The organism is Paenibacillus sp. DMB20 (genome assembly GCF_000987955.1).
Lineage (GTDB): Bacteria > Bacillota > Bacilli > Paenibacillales > Paenibacillaceae > Paenibacillus_AQ.
Genome location: NZ_LAZU01000053.1, coordinates 187,298 through 204,437, shown reverse-complemented (window position 1 = coordinate 204,437; position 17,140 = coordinate 187,298). Strand labels below are relative to the sequence as shown.

Annotated in this window: 18 protein-coding genes and 1 pseudogene; 4 read left to right on the top strand and 15 right to left on the bottom strand. The window is 52.4% G+C overall.

Annotated features, from left to right (window positions below):
- The first annotated feature begins 2 nt into the window (after positions 1-2).
- Together XI25_RS28895 and ligD are read left to right on the top strand one after the other, a co-directional pair.
- Positions 3-917: an ATP-dependent DNA ligase gene (locus XI25_RS28895; RefSeq protein ID WP_046681284.1), complete on the top strand. Its 915-nt coding sequence runs from the start codon at positions 3-5 to the stop codon at positions 915-917.
- Positions 914-1,810: a non-homologous end-joining DNA ligase gene (gene ligD / locus XI25_RS28890; protein ID WP_046681283.1), complete on the top strand. Its 897-nt coding sequence runs from the start codon at positions 914-916 to the stop codon at positions 1,808-1,810. Before XI25_RS28895 ends, ligD begins: the two co-directional genes overlap by 4 nt.
- Positions 1,811-1,824: 14 nt before the next feature.
- On the opposite strand, the gene XI25_RS28885 is transcribed toward ligD, so the two are convergent.
- The 3 genes and pseudogenes from XI25_RS28885 to cls form a co-directional block, all read right to left on the bottom strand.
- On the bottom strand, positions 1,825-2,919 hold the full coding sequence (locus XI25_RS28885; RefSeq protein WP_046681282.1) for an SPL family radical SAM protein: 1,095 nt from the start codon (positions 2,917-2,919) through the stop codon (positions 1,825-1,827).
- Positions 2,920-3,136: 217 nt separating this feature from the next.
- Positions 3,137-4,074 (bottom strand): annotated as a pseudogene (locus XI25_RS28880) (YitT family protein).
- A 206-nt stretch (positions 4,075-4,280) separates the two neighbouring features.
- Positions 4,281-5,711 carry a cardiolipin synthase gene (gene cls / locus XI25_RS28875; protein WP_046681281.1) on the bottom strand — a complete coding sequence of 477 codons (1,431 nt, stop codon included), beginning with the start codon at positions 5,709-5,711 and terminating at the stop codon, positions 4,281-4,283.
- Between the two features lie 260 nt (positions 5,712-5,971).
- Here cls and XI25_RS28870 point away from each other — a divergent pair, with 260 nt between their 5' ends.
- Positions 5,972-6,943 (top strand): M23 family metallopeptidase, encoded by a 972-nt coding sequence (locus XI25_RS28870; RefSeq protein ID WP_046681280.1) that lies wholly within the window; start codon positions 5,972-5,974, stop codon positions 6,941-6,943.
- A 66-nt stretch (positions 6,944-7,009) separates the two neighbouring features.
- Positions 7,010-7,414: a bactofilin family protein gene (locus XI25_RS28865; RefSeq protein ID WP_046681279.1), complete on the top strand. Its 405-nt coding sequence runs from the start codon at positions 7,010-7,012 to the stop codon at positions 7,412-7,414.
- A 129-nt stretch (positions 7,415-7,543) separates the two neighbouring features.
- On the opposite strand, the gene XI25_RS28860 is transcribed toward XI25_RS28865, so the two are convergent.
- From XI25_RS28860 to pssD, 12 genes are all read right to left on the bottom strand, one after another.
- Positions 7,544-8,317 carry an ABC transporter permease gene (locus XI25_RS28860; protein ID WP_046681278.1) on the bottom strand — a complete coding sequence of 258 codons (774 nt, stop codon included), beginning with the start codon at positions 8,315-8,317 and terminating at the stop codon, positions 7,544-7,546.
- Positions 8,310-9,221, bottom strand: coding sequence for an ABC transporter ATP-binding protein (locus XI25_RS28855; protein WP_046681277.1), 912 nt, complete (start codon positions 9,219-9,221; stop codon positions 8,310-8,312). Before XI25_RS28855 ends, XI25_RS28860 begins: the two co-directional genes overlap by 8 nt.
- A 52-nt stretch (positions 9,222-9,273) precedes the next feature.
- The gene (locus tag XI25_RS28850; protein ID WP_046681276.1) at positions 9,274-9,462 is read right to left on the bottom strand and encodes a hypothetical protein; all 189 of its coding nucleotides are present in this window, start codon (positions 9,460-9,462) and stop codon (positions 9,274-9,276) included.
- 354 nt (positions 9,463-9,816) lie between these two features.
- The gene (tdh, locus tag XI25_RS28845) at positions 9,817-10,914 is read right to left on the bottom strand and encodes an L-threonine 3-dehydrogenase (protein ID WP_046681275.1); all 1,098 of its coding nucleotides are present in this window, start codon (positions 10,912-10,914) and stop codon (positions 9,817-9,819) included.
- 21 nt (positions 10,915-10,935) lie between these two features.
- Entirely contained in the window at positions 10,936-12,516 is a 1,581-nt protein-coding gene (locus tag XI25_RS28840; RefSeq protein ID WP_046681274.1) for a right-handed parallel beta-helix repeat-containing protein, read from the bottom strand.
- Between the two features lie 112 nt (positions 12,517-12,628).
- Positions 12,629-12,994, bottom strand: a complete 366-nt coding sequence (locus XI25_RS28835) for a hypothetical protein (RefSeq protein ID WP_152669240.1) — start codon at positions 12,992-12,994, stop codon at positions 12,629-12,631.
- A 40-nt stretch (positions 12,995-13,034) separates the two neighbouring features.
- Positions 13,035-13,940, bottom strand: coding sequence for a right-handed parallel beta-helix repeat-containing protein (locus tag XI25_RS28830; RefSeq protein WP_046681272.1), 906 nt, complete (start codon positions 13,938-13,940; stop codon positions 13,035-13,037).
- A gap of 175 nt (positions 13,941-14,115) precedes the next feature.
- Positions 14,116-14,250, bottom strand: coding sequence for a hypothetical protein (locus XI25_RS35985; RefSeq protein ID WP_268794587.1), 135 nt, complete (start codon positions 14,248-14,250; stop codon positions 14,116-14,118).
- Positions 14,251-14,331: 81 nt separating this feature from the next.
- Positions 14,332-14,844, bottom strand: a complete 513-nt coding sequence (locus tag XI25_RS28825; protein ID WP_235440491.1) for a class I SAM-dependent methyltransferase — start codon at positions 14,842-14,844, stop codon at positions 14,332-14,334.
- A gap of 192 nt (positions 14,845-15,036) precedes the next feature.
- Complete coding sequence (locus tag XI25_RS28820; RefSeq protein WP_046681463.1) at positions 15,037-16,176, bottom strand: glycosyltransferase; 1,140 nt, start codon at positions 16,174-16,176, stop codon at positions 15,037-15,039.
- A 19-nt stretch (positions 16,177-16,195) separates the two neighbouring features.
- Positions 16,196-16,705 carry a glycosyltransferase gene (locus XI25_RS28815; RefSeq protein WP_046681271.1) on the bottom strand — a complete coding sequence of 170 codons (510 nt, stop codon included), beginning with the start codon at positions 16,703-16,705 and terminating at the stop codon, positions 16,196-16,198.
- Positions 16,702-17,139, bottom strand: coding sequence for a PssD/Cps14F family polysaccharide biosynthesis glycosyltransferase (pssD, locus tag XI25_RS36605; RefSeq protein WP_327204874.1), 438 nt, complete (start codon positions 17,137-17,139; stop codon positions 16,702-16,704). Before pssD ends, XI25_RS28815 begins: the two co-directional genes overlap by 4 nt.
- Position 17,140: the final 1 nt, after the last annotated feature.

Sequence of the window (17,140 nt, the reverse complement as noted above, 5' to 3'; positions counted from 1 at the left end):
TCATGGCCGATTTGAAGAAGTTCCTTCCGAAGGAGCCGATGGCCCCGATCATGACGGAGAATATTCCCGAGGGCGAGGAATGGGGCTACCAATTGAAGTGGGACGGTGTCCGTATCCTATCGCTGATCGGGAACGGAGATATTTCCCTTGTATCGCGAAAGCTGCTGAACAAAACCTCCCTCTATCCGGAGGTCGTCCGTTCTCTATCCGGTCTTCGGGATCGCCGGCTTCTGCTTGACGGGGAAGTGGTCTACTTCCATCCGGATCTGGGGCGTCCGGTGTTCCAAAAGGTGCTCCAGCGGGAACGGTCCCGTACCGTAAGCGCGAACGCCCCGCTGCTAACGTACGTATTGTTCGATATCCTGGTCGACGGGGAAGAGGACATCCGCTCCCTTCCCTATATTGAACGGCACCAGCGGCTGAAGGAAACCGTTCCGGTCCAACCCGGACTGCTTATCGCCGATCTGTTCGGCGACGGGGATAGCTTGTGGACGTGGGCGGAGGAGCGCAGCTGGGAAGGCATTGTCATCAAACGGCTGTCCTCCCCCTATCGCGAAGGCAAGAAACATCAGGACTGGTTTAAGAAAAAAATCGCGATCAGCATGGAGGCAGAGGCGGTTGCATTGATCCTGCGGGAAGGCCGGGTGGCCAGCCTGGTCCTTGCCGGAGAGGACGGCTCATACATCGGCCGGGCTTCGCTGGGGCTGAACGAACGGACCAAGCGAATTCTTATGGAATACGCCGGGCTTCACAGCGGAACCGGGCGATGGACCGGTTTGCCGTCCGATCTGAAAAAAGAAACGCTGGTTTGGCTCAGCCCCCCGTTAACCGTGGAGGTTACGTTTCTCGAATGGAGCCAGGACGGAATGATGAGGCATCCCAAACTCCTTGCCGTTAAAGGAATGAACAATACATGAGAAAACAAGTCAAAGGAAAGCTTACGATCGAGGGGCAGGAAATACAGATTACGAATCCGGACAAGCCGCTTTGGCCGGAAGCCGGCATTACCAAGGCCATGTATTTGCAGAAGCTGACGGCGCTCTCTCCTTTTTTGCTGCGCTACACCCGGAACAGGCTGCTCACCACCATCCGTTATCCTCACGGCGTGCCCGGGGAGTTTTTTTATCAAAAGAACGCGCCGGAGCCTCTGCCGCCTTTTGTCCGGACAGCCGTGCATGAAAATATTAATTACGTCCTGCTGAACGGCCTGCCGGAGCTTCTATGGCTCGGCAATCTTGCCGCTCTCGAATTTCATCCTTCCCTGCACTATGCGGGCAGCGCGCTTCCTTGCGAATGGATGATCGACCTTGATCCGTCCCTTCCTGAAGAGCCCCGCATCATGCAGGCGGCTTCCATCGTCGGCGAAACCCTGGCTTCGCTCGGCATTTCTTCCGTTCCCAAAACTTCCGGGGCCACAGGCGTCCAAATTATCGTGCCCATTCCCGAGGGCATGACGTTTGACCAGCTCCGTTCGATCGGCCAGTTTGTCGCCCAGTATGTCACTGAAAAGAATCCCAAGCTGTTTACGATCGAGCGGCTGAAGAAAAACCGCGGCGACAAAATATATTTCGACTATCTTCAGCATTACAGCGGAAGAACCCTTGCCGCGCCCTATACCCCAAGAGCCCGTCCGCTCGCGACCGTCTCGACTCCGCTTACGTGGGAAGAAGTGTCACGGGACGTATCCCCGACGGAGTTTCATCTTCTCAACATCGAAGAGCGCCTGCGGGAAAAAGGCGACTTGCTGGCCCAGCTGCCGCCTCAGCCGCTGGAGCCGATTCTCAGGCACTTGTCAGCCAAACGGAAATAAGGCGGCCTTTCCGTTCAAAACGGGAATGAAATCTGCTCGATTTCAGGGGCAAGCTCATCCGGTGTAACCGGTTTGGACGGCACCGGAAGCCTGCCCTTGGAAAACCGCGGCGCCGCTTTGAATCCGTTAAGCGAGGATATGGCGGGCTCCCCTCCGTTCGGCGTCACCGCCCAAGGAGCCGAATTCTCCGCGGCAAATCCGCTATGTTCCCCGGCATCCCCTCTTCCTTCCGGAGGCAATCCGCTTAATTGATATTTCGAGAGCAGCCCTGCCGCCATGTTCTTAAACGCAGCAGCGTAACCTTCCTCCACATAGGCTGAACCGTGGTACAGCCGGGCGTACTCCGGGACGATCTCGGGAAAGTGCAGCTTCAGCGTCTGCATGTACCACGCTTTGACGTCACGGGACAACCGGAGCAGCGAAATCATTGCAAAAGCGGCCCCGTTCGCCTTCGCCTCGGACAACAGCGCATCCAGCTGTTCTTCCCGGTCCGTCAGCAGCGGAAGAACGGGAGCCGCAAAAATGCCTGTGCGAATGCCTTGCTCGGATAAGGCTCTCACCGTTTCCGTCCGCTTGGCGGGATGAGGGGATGCGGGCTCCAGTTTTCGGATGATGCCCTCATCCAGCGTATTGATGCTTATATTAACCGATACGTTTTCCATTCGCGTCAAAATATCCAGGTCCCTCAGGACGAGCGGCGACCGGGTCGTGATGCTTGTCGAGATCCGGTATCTCGCCAACAGCTTCAGGCATTCCCTCGTGATTTCCTCCCGGCTTTCCACCGGTTGGTACGGATCCGTGGCGGTCCCGATCGTCACTTGGCCGACATGCCTCCGTACCGCTTCGATATCATGCCCGAACTTTCGCGCGATTCCCGAGAGCTGGGCTTCCAGCGCTTCGGCGGCGTTACTCTTAATGAAGATGTGGTTCTGAAATTCATCCTCCGCCCCCATCCCCATAAACGACTGGAACGCCCTGGCATAACAAAAGCTGCACCCGTGGGCGCATCCCCGATATGGATTGATGGACCAGTCAAAAGGCATTTTCTCTTCCTTCACCCGGTTCAGCGTTTGTTTGGTTGCTACCTGCTCGTATTTTGGTTTTGCCATGGTGCGCCCCTCCTCCGAAGCCTATGGATCCATTCGATTTCGTTACTTTCAGCGTTATCGTGGATATTATACCAAACAAACGTTCCCTTTATCAATATGATTGGATGTTGCAGGAAATTATTGCATAAGAGATTTATGATGAAGAAGGATTGCGTCGATATACGAAAAAAAAGACATCCTACCAGGTTTCTGACCTGAAAGGATGTCTTGCTTCGGTTTAGTGGATATCTTTTTTCTTGAAACGTCCGCCCTTCACATCGTGAATGTTTCCGACCGCCAGAAACGCCTGGGAGTCCCAGTCTTCCACGATCGATTTCAACTTGGCCTCCTCCAGCCGGGTAATCACGACAAAAATCACCTTTTTGCTGTCGCCCGTATAGGCGCCTTCCCCGTCAAGATAGGTGACGCCCCGACCCAGACGCTGGGTCAAAGCATCTCCGATTTCCTTGTATTTGTCGCTGATGATCCACACCGACTTGGATTGGTCCAAGCCCTCGATCGTAATGTCGATCATTTTAAACGCAAGATAGTACGCTATCAGGGAATACATCGCACGGTCCCATCCAAAAATAAAGCCCGCGCTCCCCAAAATAAAAAGATTGATGAACATAACGACTTCCCCGACGGAAAACGGAGACTTTTTGTTGATCAAAATCGCCACGATTTCGGTACCGTCAAGCGAGCCCCCGGAGCGGATGACCAAACCGACGCCGATACCCAAAATAACGCCGCCGAATACGGCAGCCAGAAGCGGATCAATGGTAAGCGGGGACACCGGGTGAAGCAAATAGGTCCCGACCGACATAACCAAAACGGCGAAAAGTGTGGAAAGCGCAAACGTTTTGCCGATTTGCTTATACCCCATGAATAAGAACGGAAGGTTAAAGAGCGTGAGGAAAACCCCGAGCGGCATTTGGGTGATATGGGAAACCATAATGGAAATTCCGGTAATTCCTCCGTCAACGATGCGGTTGGGCACTAAAAATATTTCCAGCCTACGGCCATCAGAACGGCTCCAAACGTTAAGAAAACGAACCTTCGTACGAGCCTTTGGAGCGATTTTGCGGAAGGCTGTTCCGGATGAGGCGCTCCGTGCCGGATTTGAGGCGGCAGCTGCGGTTCCGTATCCTCCGGCGACTGCGTTAATACATTCATCTCACTGGTCATAAAACTCCCCCGATCATTTGGCATTATTTCAAGCGGCGGCCTCTGTGACTTGCGCCGAAAGATTTTTTTCTTCAAAGTTTCTTTCGTCATTTAATTTTATCACAAAATGACCTTCCGCATGAAGGAATGCCGAGATTAAACATTTTACGGAGGGCTAGGATCCATTTTTTTTCGGTTTTTCGAAAGATTCAGGTTTACAGCATCGGGGACAGCATCCTGCATAAAATTTCGGCTGCTTTCTGCCTCCGACCGCGGTTATGAAACGTTTTGGCATCAATCAGCAGGCTGTTGGCCAAATCTTCTTGAAAGTCCGAAACGAGACGGCTGATCGGTTTCTTGTCGAACATCACGGCCGTTAGCTCAAAATTGCAGAAAAAGCTGCGCATATCCATATTGGCCGTGCCGACGGAGCCGATCAAATCGTCCACGATGAGGACCTTGGCATGAATGAAGCCTTTGCGGTACTCGTAAAATTTGACGCCGGCCGTCAGCAGATCCTCCACGTAGGACAGCGAGGCCAGCTTGACCAGACGCGAGTCGGCCCGGTCCGGAATAATAATCCGGACATCCACGCCGCTGACGGCTGCCGTCTTAAGCGCCTCGTATAACCCTTCGTCCGGGATAAAATACGGGGTTGTGATCCAGATTCGCTCCTTGGCGACCGAAATCGAGCCGAAACACATTTCCTGAATGGCATTCCAGTTCATGTCCGGTCCGCTGCTCAAAATTTGGACCTGCTCATCCCCGTTGCAGTGGTGCTCGGGAAACAGGGACAGATCCAGAAGCTTTTCGCCCGCAGCAAGCCTCCAGTCGTGAAGAAAGACGTTTTGCAGGAAATAAACCGCATCCCCCTCCACCTCCAGGTGGGTATCCCGCCAATACCCCATTTTCGGATATTTCCCCAGATAATCATCCCCCACGTTGATGCCGCCCAAAAACCCTACGGTCCCGTCCACCACAACGATTTTCCGATGGTTCCGGTAATTGATTCTGCGGTTAAAAACCGATGCCATGGCCGGAAGAAAAAAATGAAATTCCACACCGGACTCTTTAAACCGGCGGATAAACCAATTTTTAAGCTTGTAGCTCCCCAGACCGTCGCAGATGAGACGGACCTTGACCCCTTCCTTCGCTTTTCGGACCATGATGTCCTGAAACTTCGTTCCGATCGTGTCATGCCGAAAAATATAAAACTCCACATGGATATGGTCCGTTGCCTGTTCCATGGCTTCAAGCATGGCGGAAAAAGCCTCTTCCCCATCCGTCAGGACCTTCGTGCGGTTGCAGCCCGTAATCGGGCTTTCCGACAGATGGTTCAGGAGATTGAACAGGCGCAGGTTATGGTGAAAATCCGAATTGTGCATGTCCGTTGCATGGCGGACGACAGCCGCTCTTTTCCACAAATGCCCCTTGATCTCCCTGAACAGGCGCGTTCCGCGGCTGCGTATCTTGAGCCGCTGCTTGTAGTCCTGCGCCACGAAAAAATAGAGCACAAAACCGATCAGAGGAAGGCAAAACAAAATGAACAGCCAAGCCACGGCTTTGGCAGGATTTCTGAACTCCAACAGCAGCACCGCCGCCATCTGGCAAATAAATGCGATAAGTGCAAGCAGAAGCCACAACATATCGGCAGCCCCCTAACGATGTATGTAATAGTATGGTCCCGTGACAGCAGATTAAGATGCGGCCGTAGTTACATCATTGACCATTCAAATATGTATTTATTCAATACATACCCAATGAGGCCCATTTATGAACACGGTCCCCTCATTCGAACTTTTAGACATGTTTCTCGCAGAAGTAGAATACATAGAGGATAAGGAGCCGTCCAAACTTTAAGCCTGGTTCAGTCACCTTCATTCAGATTGATCAGAAAGGGGATGCCATGAAAATCAAGCGAGGGAAACAACGTTTAACCCTGCTGGTACTCCGTGACGCACAGCATTCGGCGAAGCAGGTCCACTTGTCCAGGCCCTTGATGATCGCCGTGCCTGCCGCCGCCATCCTTTCCATTTCGAGCCTGATCGTTTCGATGCAGATCCATTCCGCCCGGACGATTTCTCAGTTGGAGCAGCAGCTGACCTTAAAAAGTCTGGAGTCGCTTCAAATGGAACTCACGGTCACGAACAAGGAGGAAGCGATCGAGCGGCTGAATAAGGCGGTTATCCAACTGTCCAGCGAAGCGGCGCAGACCAAAACGCAGATGCAGCGCGTAAAAGAACTTGAGCTTCAGCTGCAGCAGTTTATCCAAAAGCACGGTTCTTCCGGCGATGAGACCTCTTCCCTGACCAACGGGGGCAACGACCATGTCGGCGGCGAATATATCGCGGTGCATGAAAACGAGATGCTTAACCTGGCCGAGGAAACCAAGGATGATTTCGAAGCGATCCGGAATATGATCAAAACGATGGAAGCCCATATTCCCCGCACGCTCGATCAGGCACAGGAAACCCAAAGCAAGCGCGAGGGTAATCCGACCCGGTGGCCGACCGTCTCCAAACGGCTGACGTCCAGCTTCGGGTACCGCACGGATCCGTTTAACGGACGGTCCGCCTATCATGCCGGGATCGATATTGCAGGCGAGCGCGGGGATCCCGTTTTTGCCGCAGGATCAGGTATAGTAACCGCAGCTGAACGCGACGGGTCTAGAGGACAGTACATTGTGGTGAAACATCCGAACGGGCTCGAAACATGGTACATGCATCTCGACAGCTTTGACGTGAAGACCGGAGATCATGTAGAGCAAGGAGAGGCTATCGGAAAGCTTGGAAATACGGGGCGCTCCACCGGACCCCATCTTCATTTCCAGGTGGTCAAGAACAATCAGACGGTAAATCCGCTGCCGTACGTTCGGTAATCAAGATGCAGTTCAAAAATTCAAACTTTTGAACACGTCGATTCCATATTAAGGAGGCAGGGTAAAATGAAAAAGTCGAAGAAAAACAAACGCTCTTCCGGAGCAAGCACGTTGATCAGCCAGGGAAGCCAAGTGGAGGGGTCGCTCCATTGCGAGGCCGATTTGAGGATCGACGGCGATTTCAACGGAACGATTGAGAGCCAGGGAAACGTAACGATCGGTGAAAGTGCCGTCACCCGGTCGAACATATCGGCCAAAGAGATCGTGATCGCCGGAAAAGTGTACGGGGATATTTCGGCAGCAGGCAAACTCACCATCACGCCGACCGGCCAAATGTACGGGGACGTCACCGCTTCCTCCCTTATTATTATGGAAGGCGGGGTATTGAACGGGGCAAGCCGCATGGAGAAGACGCCATCGGAGAAGAACACGGTGGAGACGTTGCCCCTGCAAAGACCGGAAGCCGGGTAACAGAGCCGGGCATGGGCTCCTTTTTTCTTTCGCTCCTGCTAGGGACCGTCTTCCGTCGGGCAGCTTAAAAAGCCCCTTTCGACAGCGTTCTGCCGAAAGGGGCTCATTGTTCAATGTTATACCGGTTCCTCAGCCCGCCACATCTCTTTTGGCAAAAGCCCACCAGGAGACAAGCATAAAAACGAGACAGTAGGCCGCCAATACGGCAACGGAAAAGCCAAGGCCGACACCTCCAGGTCCTACCGGCGATTGAATGTACACGCTCAGATCCGTATGCAGGAACAGCACATATTTAGCCCAGGCAAAGCGATCGGGATTAAACAGCATGCCGAACAGGCCCTTGGTAAACAGAATCAGCAGCGATAATCCGATGGCCAGGCTTCCTGAACGAAATACGGCCGAAATCATAAAGGCTACGAGCATGATTACGAACAGCTCGATATAATCCGTGAGCAAGAGGAGCAGCGAATTCTCTGCAGGCAATGCTTCATAACCCAACGCAGCCGCCCCGCTGGCGGGAAACAGCAAATACGAGGTCAGCAAAGCAATGGCCGTTAGAATAGCCGTACCCAGCACGGAGAACAAAATCATCGCCAAAAATTTGGACAGCAAAATTTTTCCGCGGCTCCATGGACGGATCAACAGAAGCTTGATGGTTCCCCATGTAAACTCGCTTGCAACGATTTCGGCGGCAATCACCACGCAGAATATCGTATTGAGAAAAAACGTAAAACTCTCCGTCCAAGTAAAGACCATCCACATGTCCATTTGGGCATCCGTAAGGTACATCAGCACCGGCGGAGCGGCGTTGAAGAGGACCAGGATGGCGAGCATGACCCAAGTTCGGACACGGCTGTATATCTTCATGTTTTCATTGGCGACAAGCTTCAGAAAATCAGTCATGGCCTTCACTTCCCGTCATCTGCAAAAATTGATCTTCCAGCGATGTTGTTACAGGTTGTATCGAATAGACACGGACACCGCCCTGAACCAATTCCGCATTGATGTCCGCTATGCGCTCCCGGTCGCCGCGAATAATGATCCGGTTCTCCTTGATTTGAGGGTGGTGTGCTGCCAATACGCGCGCGGCCAGCGAAGGGTCATGAACCTCGTAAGCCGTTTCCTCGAAAGCCCGTCCCCCTTCCGAAGTCCGAAGCTGGCGTATATCCACCAGCCTTCCCTGCTGAATGATCCCGACCATGTCGCACATCAGTTCCATCTCGGAGAGCAGATGGCTGGATACAAACACGGTGGTCCCTTCCTCACGGCTGAGCCGGCGCAGGTAATCCCTCAGCTCGCGTATGCCTTGCGGATCCAGGCCGTTCGTTGGTTCATCCAAAATAAGGAGTTTCGGCCTGTGAAGCAGCGCCTGTGCCACGCCAAGCCTCTGGCGCATGCCAAGGGAATACGTCCTGACCTTGTCGTGAATCCGGTCCTTCAGGCCGACAAGCTCCACCACCTCATGAATGCGCTGTTCCGTAATGCCGGGCATCATCCGGGCATAATGGACAAGGTTCTTATAGCCCGTCAAAAACTTGTACATCTCCGGGTTTTCCACGATCGCGCCGATCAGGGACGAGGCTTGCTCATAATTCTTGCGGATGCTGTGGCCCCCGATCAGAATGTCCCCTTTCGAAATCGACATCAGACCCACCATCATCCGGATGGTCGTGGTTTTCCCTGCCCCGTTCGGCCCCAAGAAGCCGAATACCTGCCCTGCAGGAATGTCGAGCGTCAAATCGTGAACGATGGTTCTGGAGGAAATGACCTTCGTAACCCCCATTAGCCTTACTATCGGTTCAGACATCTGTTGACTCCTTTTCTCTCCGTCGTTTCCTTCCGAAATTCTCAAACTTTCTCTATAATAACACACTTTCCCGCCGAAGGTTCCCCTCCCCCCAAGACGGCAAAGCTGCAGCGGATTGGCATTCCTGGCATATTCCCATCGGGATGTCATGCTTGAAATAACCGGTGCGGAATAAACTTCCGCCTTCTTTAAGGGGCACGACGCGGCGACAGCGGATACAATACATTTTCATTTGGTTCATGGTCCAGCTTCCTCTCCCGGGAATATATGAATCAAAAACGATACAAATCGTATCTGTAATTGAAATGTATATAATCCTAAAAACTTTGTCAACTAAAATAGGCCGATTTCGAGGATTTTTTTGAAGCGCTTTCAAAAAGAAGACCAATCCGCCGGTTCTTATGCACATGTTTTATACGCATACGTTCAAATAAGAAAAACTTCTATCGACGTACTTTCTCAGAAGACAGACCGCATTTAGCGGAAGTTTTCCTTGCGATATAAGGAAGTCGCGTCTTTCGAAGCTTATACTTTCTCATATCTTAAAAAACACCCTGCGTCCACGAAGAGACGCAGGATGCCTATAACCGATCGCCTATACGGTTTGATATGCATATTTGCCGCAATGAAGTTCCGTGCTGCTGTGCTCCATGGTTTCGTGCAAAAAAACGACCTTTCCGCAGCGCCCGCCGATCATCAAATCAAAAGCTTCCTCGTACCGGTCCAGCGTAAACGTATGCGTGACGAGCGGACTGAGGTTCAGTACGCCTCCTTCCAGCAGGCCTTTTGCCTGATACCAGGTTTCGTACATGCGGCGTCCCGTGATCCCTTCCACGCGAATGCCCTTGAAGATGATCTGCTCCATATCCAACAAAACGTCCCCCATCGGTATCCCGAGCAGCGAAACGCGTGCGGAATGGGCCGCCCCTGCAAATCCTTCCCGGATCGCATTCGGGTTTCCGGACATTTCAAGGACGACTTCCGCCCCCTCTCCGTCCGTATGATCATATATCGCTGCCGACAGCTTTTCCGCGGCACTGTTTACAAGAACATCCGCCCCCATTTTGCGCGCCATATCCAGCCGGTAGGGATGAATGTCCGCCGCGATCACTTTTCCCGCCCCGCATGCTTTGGCGACGGCAATGGACATTAAGCCGATGAGGCCCGAGCCGATGACGGCTACGGATTTTCCGACAATGTCGCCGGACAGCACGGTTTGCACCGCATTGCCCAAGGGATCCTGCAGGCAAGCGAGCTCAAACGGCATATCCTTTCGGTTATGGATCACATTGCTTGCCTTAACAACGGCATAGGTCGCAAAACAGCCCGGCACCGTTATTCCAAAGCTTCGCGTCTGTAAACACACATGGGAATTCCCTGTCCGGCATGGCTTGCAGCGGCCGCAAACGATATGCCCCTCCGCCGATACATGATCTCCGATGTTCACGTTTGCCACTTGGCTGCCGACCGCTTCAACGACGCCTGCAAATTCATGTCCGAACACGTTCGGCGTTACCACCGTTTTTTCAGCCCATGCGTCCCAGTTGTAAATATGTACGTCCGTACCGCAAATGGAGCTGGCCTTGACGCGCACCAGCACTTCATCGTCACCGACCTGCGGCACGGGAACCTCTTTCAAAACCGCTCCCGGCTGGCGTTTTTCCTTTACCAGGCCAAGCATCGTCTTCTCCACGGAAAATCCCCGCCCTTCTTCTTAAAATTCACCCTCGCCGTTGTACGCTCCTTGATTAGGCTGAAGACGTTCATCCACGGAATTGCCCCAAAAGTCGCGTCCTCCATTCCCTTGAACCGCTGTCCCCCCGCCGATCACGGGTGAACCCCTTCTAAGCTTATAACCGTCCGGGCTGCTGCCGGGACTGACGAACATGGGATCGGAGGTGCTCATCCCGGCATCCGGCATGGTGTTCGCGTCCGGTATTCGATTGCCGTAAAACACATTGTTTTCGTACGTCCATCCGGGTTTTGCCGCATACCCCCCGGAGCCCAAGTTGTAAAAAATATTGTTGCGAAGAATGACCGAGGTTTTCCCGCCCTCGGCCGGCAGCAGCGAGGTCGCTAAATGTTCTCCGACAAAGAACACGTTATTGTAGATTTGAATGTTGCGGGCATTGTCGCCCTGACAGACCGTGAAGATTTTGTTCCGGTCATTCTGGCTGATATTGTAGCGGAACACTCCGTCGTACACCCCTCCTCCGGGGAGATTATTGCAAATCAGCAGCGTTCCGCCTTCATTATCGTGGCTGTAGTTGTATTGGTAAATGATGCCTTTGGAACCGTGGTCAAAATCGAACGCCATGCCGTCCCGGGTTGAATGGCCCCCGGAAACCTCGTTGAACTGATAAACGGTGTTGTCTCCGTTATAAGTCCACATGCCCGCGTTATACCCCGACGAACAGCGATTGAAGCCCTCCAGCTTGTTATGCTCGACAAGGGCTCCGTCCGTTACGTGCGGTACGATTCCGTCCCCGCAAATGTTGGTCAGGCGGTTTCCGCGAATCACGACATCGGTCAAGGGAGTCCAAGGGTACGCCGGATCATAGCCGCTGCCGTCATGCTGGGGCCGGTTGCTCCACTCGGACATGGTCATGATCCCTGTTCTCTTTATGTTTTCGAGCACATTGTTCTCGATCAGAATACCGTCAAAGGTCGTGATGCGTTCATGCGGTCCTTCCCCGGCCGAAACCCATACGTGAATCCCCGAGCTGCCGTAACCGTCCTTCTTGTCCTGGCCGTTGACGTCATGGATATATAAATCGTGAAGGCGGATATGGCGCAGCGTAGACACTCGATCAGGGCCCGCTTTCCGTTTGGCGTTCTGATGATCAGCCATAATTTCAACGCCCCGGCGCGGTCCATCCGCTTCATCGGGTCCTTGATTGGTAATCTCCAGATGTCCGATTTCCCAATACTCCTGGTTATAAAGGAAGACGGCGCGCTCTCCTCCTCCCCCTTGAATAAGGGGCCGTTTTCCTTGTCCGTACCTTCCGATCCGGATAGGCAGCTTCCGCGTTCCCGATCCCTTCGGATGAAGCTCCCCCGTCCAAACCCCGCCGGCCTTGAAGAGAATCCGGTCTCCCGGCTCAAACACTTGCCGATTGATCCGGGACAACGATTTCCAGGGAGCTGAAGGACTGGTTCCGCTGTTGGTATCATCGCCCGCGGCGTCGTCGACGTAATAGGTATGGTGAATTATTTTTTCCGGAAACAGAAAGATCAGGCACAGCAGGATCACCAGAATCAACAAAAGAAGTTCAAGCGCGATTGCTTTTCTCATGCCAAGTTTCCTTCACCCCCTAAAAAACGACTTCCTCGCCTAACGGCAGGTTTCTAAGAAAAAAACTCCGCCCAACCCCCTAAGGGGACGGACGAAGTTTAACTCCGTAGTCTTACCTGACAGCTTCGCCATTAATCGTCAAACTCAGTTTGGCATTGCTGCCCTTCAAGACATAGTTAGATCTGCTGAGCTGGTTGTTAACGGACAAAACCGACGTTATGCCGCTGCAGTTCTCAAACGTGGCTCCGGTATATTGCCAGCTGGGAGAGTGGAAAGAAGTACTGTTGCAGCCCATCAGGGTGGACAGCTGCGTATTCTTGAGATAATACCCTGAATAGGTGGAATCTTGCTGGCCGTTGGAATCGGCGCAGCAGGCGCTGAAGCTCAGCAGGCTGCATCCTTCGGCATAAAAGCCGTGTCTGTATTCTTCCTGCGCCTCACACCCGATGAAAGAGCTTCTTCCGCTATCCCTCATCACAAAGCCGCCGCCTATAACAGACGCGGGAGCAGCAAAGCCGTTATAAAACGTTTTGCACCCCATATAATAGTTGTTGGCGCAGCTGGATTTCAAACCCGCAGTGCGCATTCCCCGTGCAGATCACGTCGCTGAACTTTCCATCGGTGTTCTGGTTCAATTTGATCCCGCTCTTTTGGCAGCTGATGACCTGAACATTATTAAAAATAATCCCGCGAATGTTCACGAATTCCCCGCTATTCTGGGTCCGGTCCAAAAATATCCCGTGCTCGGCACAGCCGTAAATAAAGATATTTTCGATCGTGGAATTGATATCGCCCGCGTTTCCCTGCAATACATGGTCCGGGCGGACATAAGCCGTTTTATTCAGATAAATGCCGCTGCCCGCGGCGTTATAAGCTCTGTTTCCGTCAATATAAAAATTGGATAGTCGAAATTGCATCACGGAGTTATCCTTCAAACTGATCAGGTTTCGGTGCGTCCCGTTCTTTAATTTCAAGATGGAGCTCGGTCCGGTTCCTTGTACGGTCACTTTGGATCTTAAATATAAATAGCGCAAAATATAGGTTCCTTCGGAAAGCACAAGGACTCCGCCTTGATTCTTGTCCAATAACTGAAGGGTTTTCTCTATTCCATCGGTGTCATCGTTGATGCCGTCGCCTTTGGCGCCGAACCACTCCGGGTAAACGGAGGCCACCCTCATATTTCCTTCCACCTTGCCGGGACCATCGAAGATGTGAAACAATCCGGCTTCGACGCTGCCGTTGATCGTGATGCTCTTCCCGCTCGCTACGACCAGTTTGGCTCCATTCATGAATCGAAGCGTAATTCTTTCATCCACCACCAAATTTTCGTTGACCGGATAGGTTCCCGCAGGAAGCACCAGTTCCCCTCCGCCTGATTGAGCTAGCTGTGCCAAAGCAACTTTCAAATCGGTTATCGCGGCCACATGATCAACCTCCCACCTTTTAACTAGCTGCTTCCTTTGCCTTCAAGCAGAAACGGCATGGTCTTTAGAAGGGTGAAGACGTTTCCACTGGAAGTTTAAGCAAGGATAAAGGATCTATTAAACTTGCTTATATCTTTAAAGTATGCAGGATGTTCGGTTGAGGACCGGTTATTCGTCACTTTTTGGCGGAAATAAGCAAAAACATCGGACGATCCCGCTCTTCCTCAAGCTCCGGCTGCAAGGCAATCTGATCGTCGGCGGGTCCCCACTCCTCGACATGGGTGATCGTAAATCCAAGACCGATCAACATATTTAGGTAAGTCCCTATCGTTCGATGCTGCTTGATGACACCTTTAGCCAGCCAATTCGTAATTCTGGGGCCTTGATGCTGTTAGCCGTCGACAGGCCATATCCGGTGGCCCTCCGCATGTTTGAACCAGCCGGGAACCTTCGGAGCCGTATAAATCGGATGCTCCACCGAAAATACGAAATGTCCCCCGGGCAAAAGGGATTTATGCACCTCGGCCATCAATCTGTCCAGCTTTTCGATATAATGAAAAACGAGCGAGCTAAAAACCAGATCAAACGCCCCTGCATTCAGTTCAAGCTGCTCCAGGTCAGCCTTCCTGTACGTAATCAGGGGATCTTTCGTTTCGGCTTTTCCGCGGGCAAGCATCTTCTCGGATACATCGACACCAAGGACGCTGCCTGCTCCATGCTGCCTTGCAAAACGGCAGAACCAGCCGAAGCCGCAGCCTAGATCGAGTATCCTCCGTCCTTCGATATTCGGAAGCATCGCGCGAAGCGAAGGCCATTCCGGCGCACCGTCCAGCCCCTGAACCGAACGATTTAATTGACCGTATCCTTTGAAAAATTCATCGTTGTCATATATATTTTGGGTCATGACTTTAAACCCTCCTTTCGAGAAACCACCTGCCTCTACCATATATTCTCGGCTCTTTCTCTTCAAGACCACGTTTCCTTCCGGTTTAAACTCAGGGGAGACCAAAAGGCGGTATTCGAATCCGCCCCGGAAATCATTCAATCCCGCCTAGCGTCCATCAAGCGAACCCTGCATAGCGATATCAGGCATGACTCATGCATTATCAAAAATGGCCCGTACGGCCTCGTATCTTTTATCCCAGGAATTCTCCCTTCCGAATTCAATAAGGGAAGAAGAATCATAGCCTTCTTTCAGATATCTTCGGACCGCTTCCATGAAATCGCCCGCGTTCCGCGCAACGTGGACGGGAGCCTCCGTTCGTTTCACTTCCTCCATGTCGGAGGTCACCACGGCAATGCCGGCAGAGCAGTATTCGTACAATTTAATGGGGCTGACCGCATCGGTCGCTTCGTTTTTCTTGAACGGGATGATCGCGACGTTGGCATGCTTTAAATAAGCCGGTATAGACGTATATGCCCGCGCTCCGAGAATATGGACGTTCGGGAACGCCTCAAGCCGGCTCAAGTCGGCTTCCACATGCCCGATTAAATATATGTCGGCATCGACAGCCGCAGCCAACCGTTCGATTAACTCCACGTCCAGCCAATATTTGATGGCTCCGACATAAACAATCTTCGGCCGTTTGCTGATCTTGTACTCTTCAGGCTCATGGGGCGCGGACGAATGAAAAAAATCAAACTGGACGCCATTGCTGACCAGATGGGGAACGCGGCCGCCGTCCCGGACTTTGTCCATCAATTTGGCGGAGGTCACCAGGATCAAGTCCGCCTTGTTCATTAACCGGCCTTCGATGGCTTCTATATTCGGAAACTCCTTAAATTTGGCATAATCATCGGCCATCCGGTAGACCAGCCTTTCATATTTCACGACATTGGTGAGCCAATACAGCTTGGGATTGGATATCCATAAGGTGTCCACCTCGTCAAACCGCATGGCCCGCAACGATTTATAAGCATTCGGAAGGATATATTTCTCCTGGTGCAGGGCGATCTTGGCTTTTCGCGAGAACGCATAATTTCCATACAGCCGCCATGCGTACGCCGCGAAGCCGTAAATATGAGGGGCCAGTTCATGTCTTGCCGCCGCGGATATGCTTTTTTTGAACTCGTAATCCTGCCTGTTCTTTAAATAAATGAGCTGATTGAATGAGTTCGATACCCACAGCGCTTCATATCCGTCCTTTACGTAAGCGTTGCAGTAATGATAATTGCCCAGTTTGCTGCTCGGATCGTTATATTCGACAAAATCGGCGAACACAATTTTCTTCTTCATCCGTTTCATTCCCTCCGCCTTACGCCCGGCTTCCCAGCAACTCCGCGACCACCCGGTCCAGCTGCCGCACAAACGCTGCCGGGCCGTCTTCCGTCCGGTTCATTCCGCCCATCCGCTCGGCATATTCCCGGTAATGCAGGATCGTATCTTCCAAATCTTCAATCTCAAACACGGGCAAAATATTTCCCCTTCGCTGCAGATGGCGCGCAAATTCCACCTGATGATCATCCACATGCTCGTTAAATAACGCGCGCCTCGGCACGACAATCGGAATCTTGGACTGCTTGAGGGCGCCGAAAATGCTCCCCGGTCCCCCATGCGTTATCACGATATCCGCCGCTTGCATAAACGCCTCCATTTCAAGGTATCCCATCATGGCTTGAAAGTTGCAAGCCGCGGGCACCACTTGGGAATACCCGATTTGCATGACGACTTCAGACGAAATGATCCCGCTCCTCTTTAACCGGTCCACCTCGGCAATCAGGCGGTCAAACGGCTGCTCATGCGTACCGACCGTTACAAAAATCAAAATAATCCCCCCAAAAACCGGGCTTTCGGATAGAACCTCTTTTGCTCTTCCCACTGCACGATGAAAGCATCCGTGATCGGATAAACGGCCCTGCCCGTAACCGTCGGGCTGGAAATCCGGTCATACACCTCGATGTAGACAAGCTTGGCTCCGAACAGCTTACCCAAATAAAAAAAGGGGACTGCCGCCGCAGCCCCGGAGGATATGAGAATATCCGGCTTTTCTTTTCTCAGGATGTTCCATGCCAAAAACGTGTTCTTGATCAAATTTTTGAGACTGCGGTTCGTGGGATGATGGCACCAATACGCTTTTTCGTCCGCGAGAGCCGTTCTGGCGTCCTCCTTGTTAAAGGTAACCCAAAAACGTTCATGCTCCTTCCACCACGCTCCAGCAGCAGCAAGTGGGTTAAATGGCCGCCGCTGGACCCAACCAATC

Excerpts from the sequence above, each read along its gene's own strand:
- cls (WP_046681281.1), bottom strand. The coding sequence starts at position 5,711 with ATGTTGTGGCTTCTGCTTGCACTTATCGCATTTATTTGCCAGATGGCG.
- XI25_RS28850 (WP_046681276.1), bottom strand. The coding sequence starts at position 9,462 with ATGAACCAAATGAAAATGTATTGTATCCGCTGTCGCCGCGTCGTGCCC.
- XI25_RS28840 (WP_046681274.1), bottom strand. The coding sequence starts at position 12,516 with ATGAGAAAAGCAATCGCGCTTGAACTTCTTTTGTTGATTCTGGTGATC.
- XI25_RS28855 (WP_046681277.1), bottom strand. The coding sequence starts at position 9,221 with ATGTCTGAACCGATAGTAAGGCTAATGGGGGTTACGAAGGTCATTTCC.
- XI25_RS28885 (WP_046681282.1), bottom strand. The coding sequence starts at position 2,919 with ATGGCAAAACCAAAATACGAGCAGGTAGCAACCAAACAAACGCTGAAC.
- ligD (WP_046681283.1), top strand. The coding sequence starts at position 914 with ATGAGAAAACAAGTCAAAGGAAAGCTTACGATCGAGGGGCAGGAAATA.
- XI25_RS28860 (WP_046681278.1), bottom strand. The coding sequence starts at position 8,317 with ATGACTGATTTTCTGAAGCTTGTCGCCAATGAAAACATGAAGATATAC.
- XI25_RS28895 (WP_046681284.1), top strand. The coding sequence starts at position 3 with ATGGCCGATTTGAAGAAGTTCCTTCCGAAGGAGCCGATGGCCCCGATC.
- XI25_RS28870 (WP_046681280.1), top strand. The coding sequence starts at position 5,972 with ATGAAAATCAAGCGAGGGAAACAACGTTTAACCCTGCTGGTACTCCGT.
- XI25_RS28820 (WP_046681463.1), bottom strand. The coding sequence starts at position 16,176 with ATGAAGAAGAAAATTGTGTTCGCCGATTTTGTCGAATATAACGATCCG.
- XI25_RS28865 (WP_046681279.1), top strand. The coding sequence starts at position 7,010 with ATGAAAAAGTCGAAGAAAAACAAACGCTCTTCCGGAGCAAGCACGTTG.
- XI25_RS35985 (WP_268794587.1), bottom strand. The coding sequence starts at position 14,250 with ATGTTGATCGGTCTTGGATTTACGATCACCCATGTCGAGGAGTGGGGA.
- XI25_RS28825 (WP_235440491.1), bottom strand. The coding sequence starts at position 14,844 with ATGACCCAAAATATATATGACAACGATGAATTTTTCAAAGGATACGGT.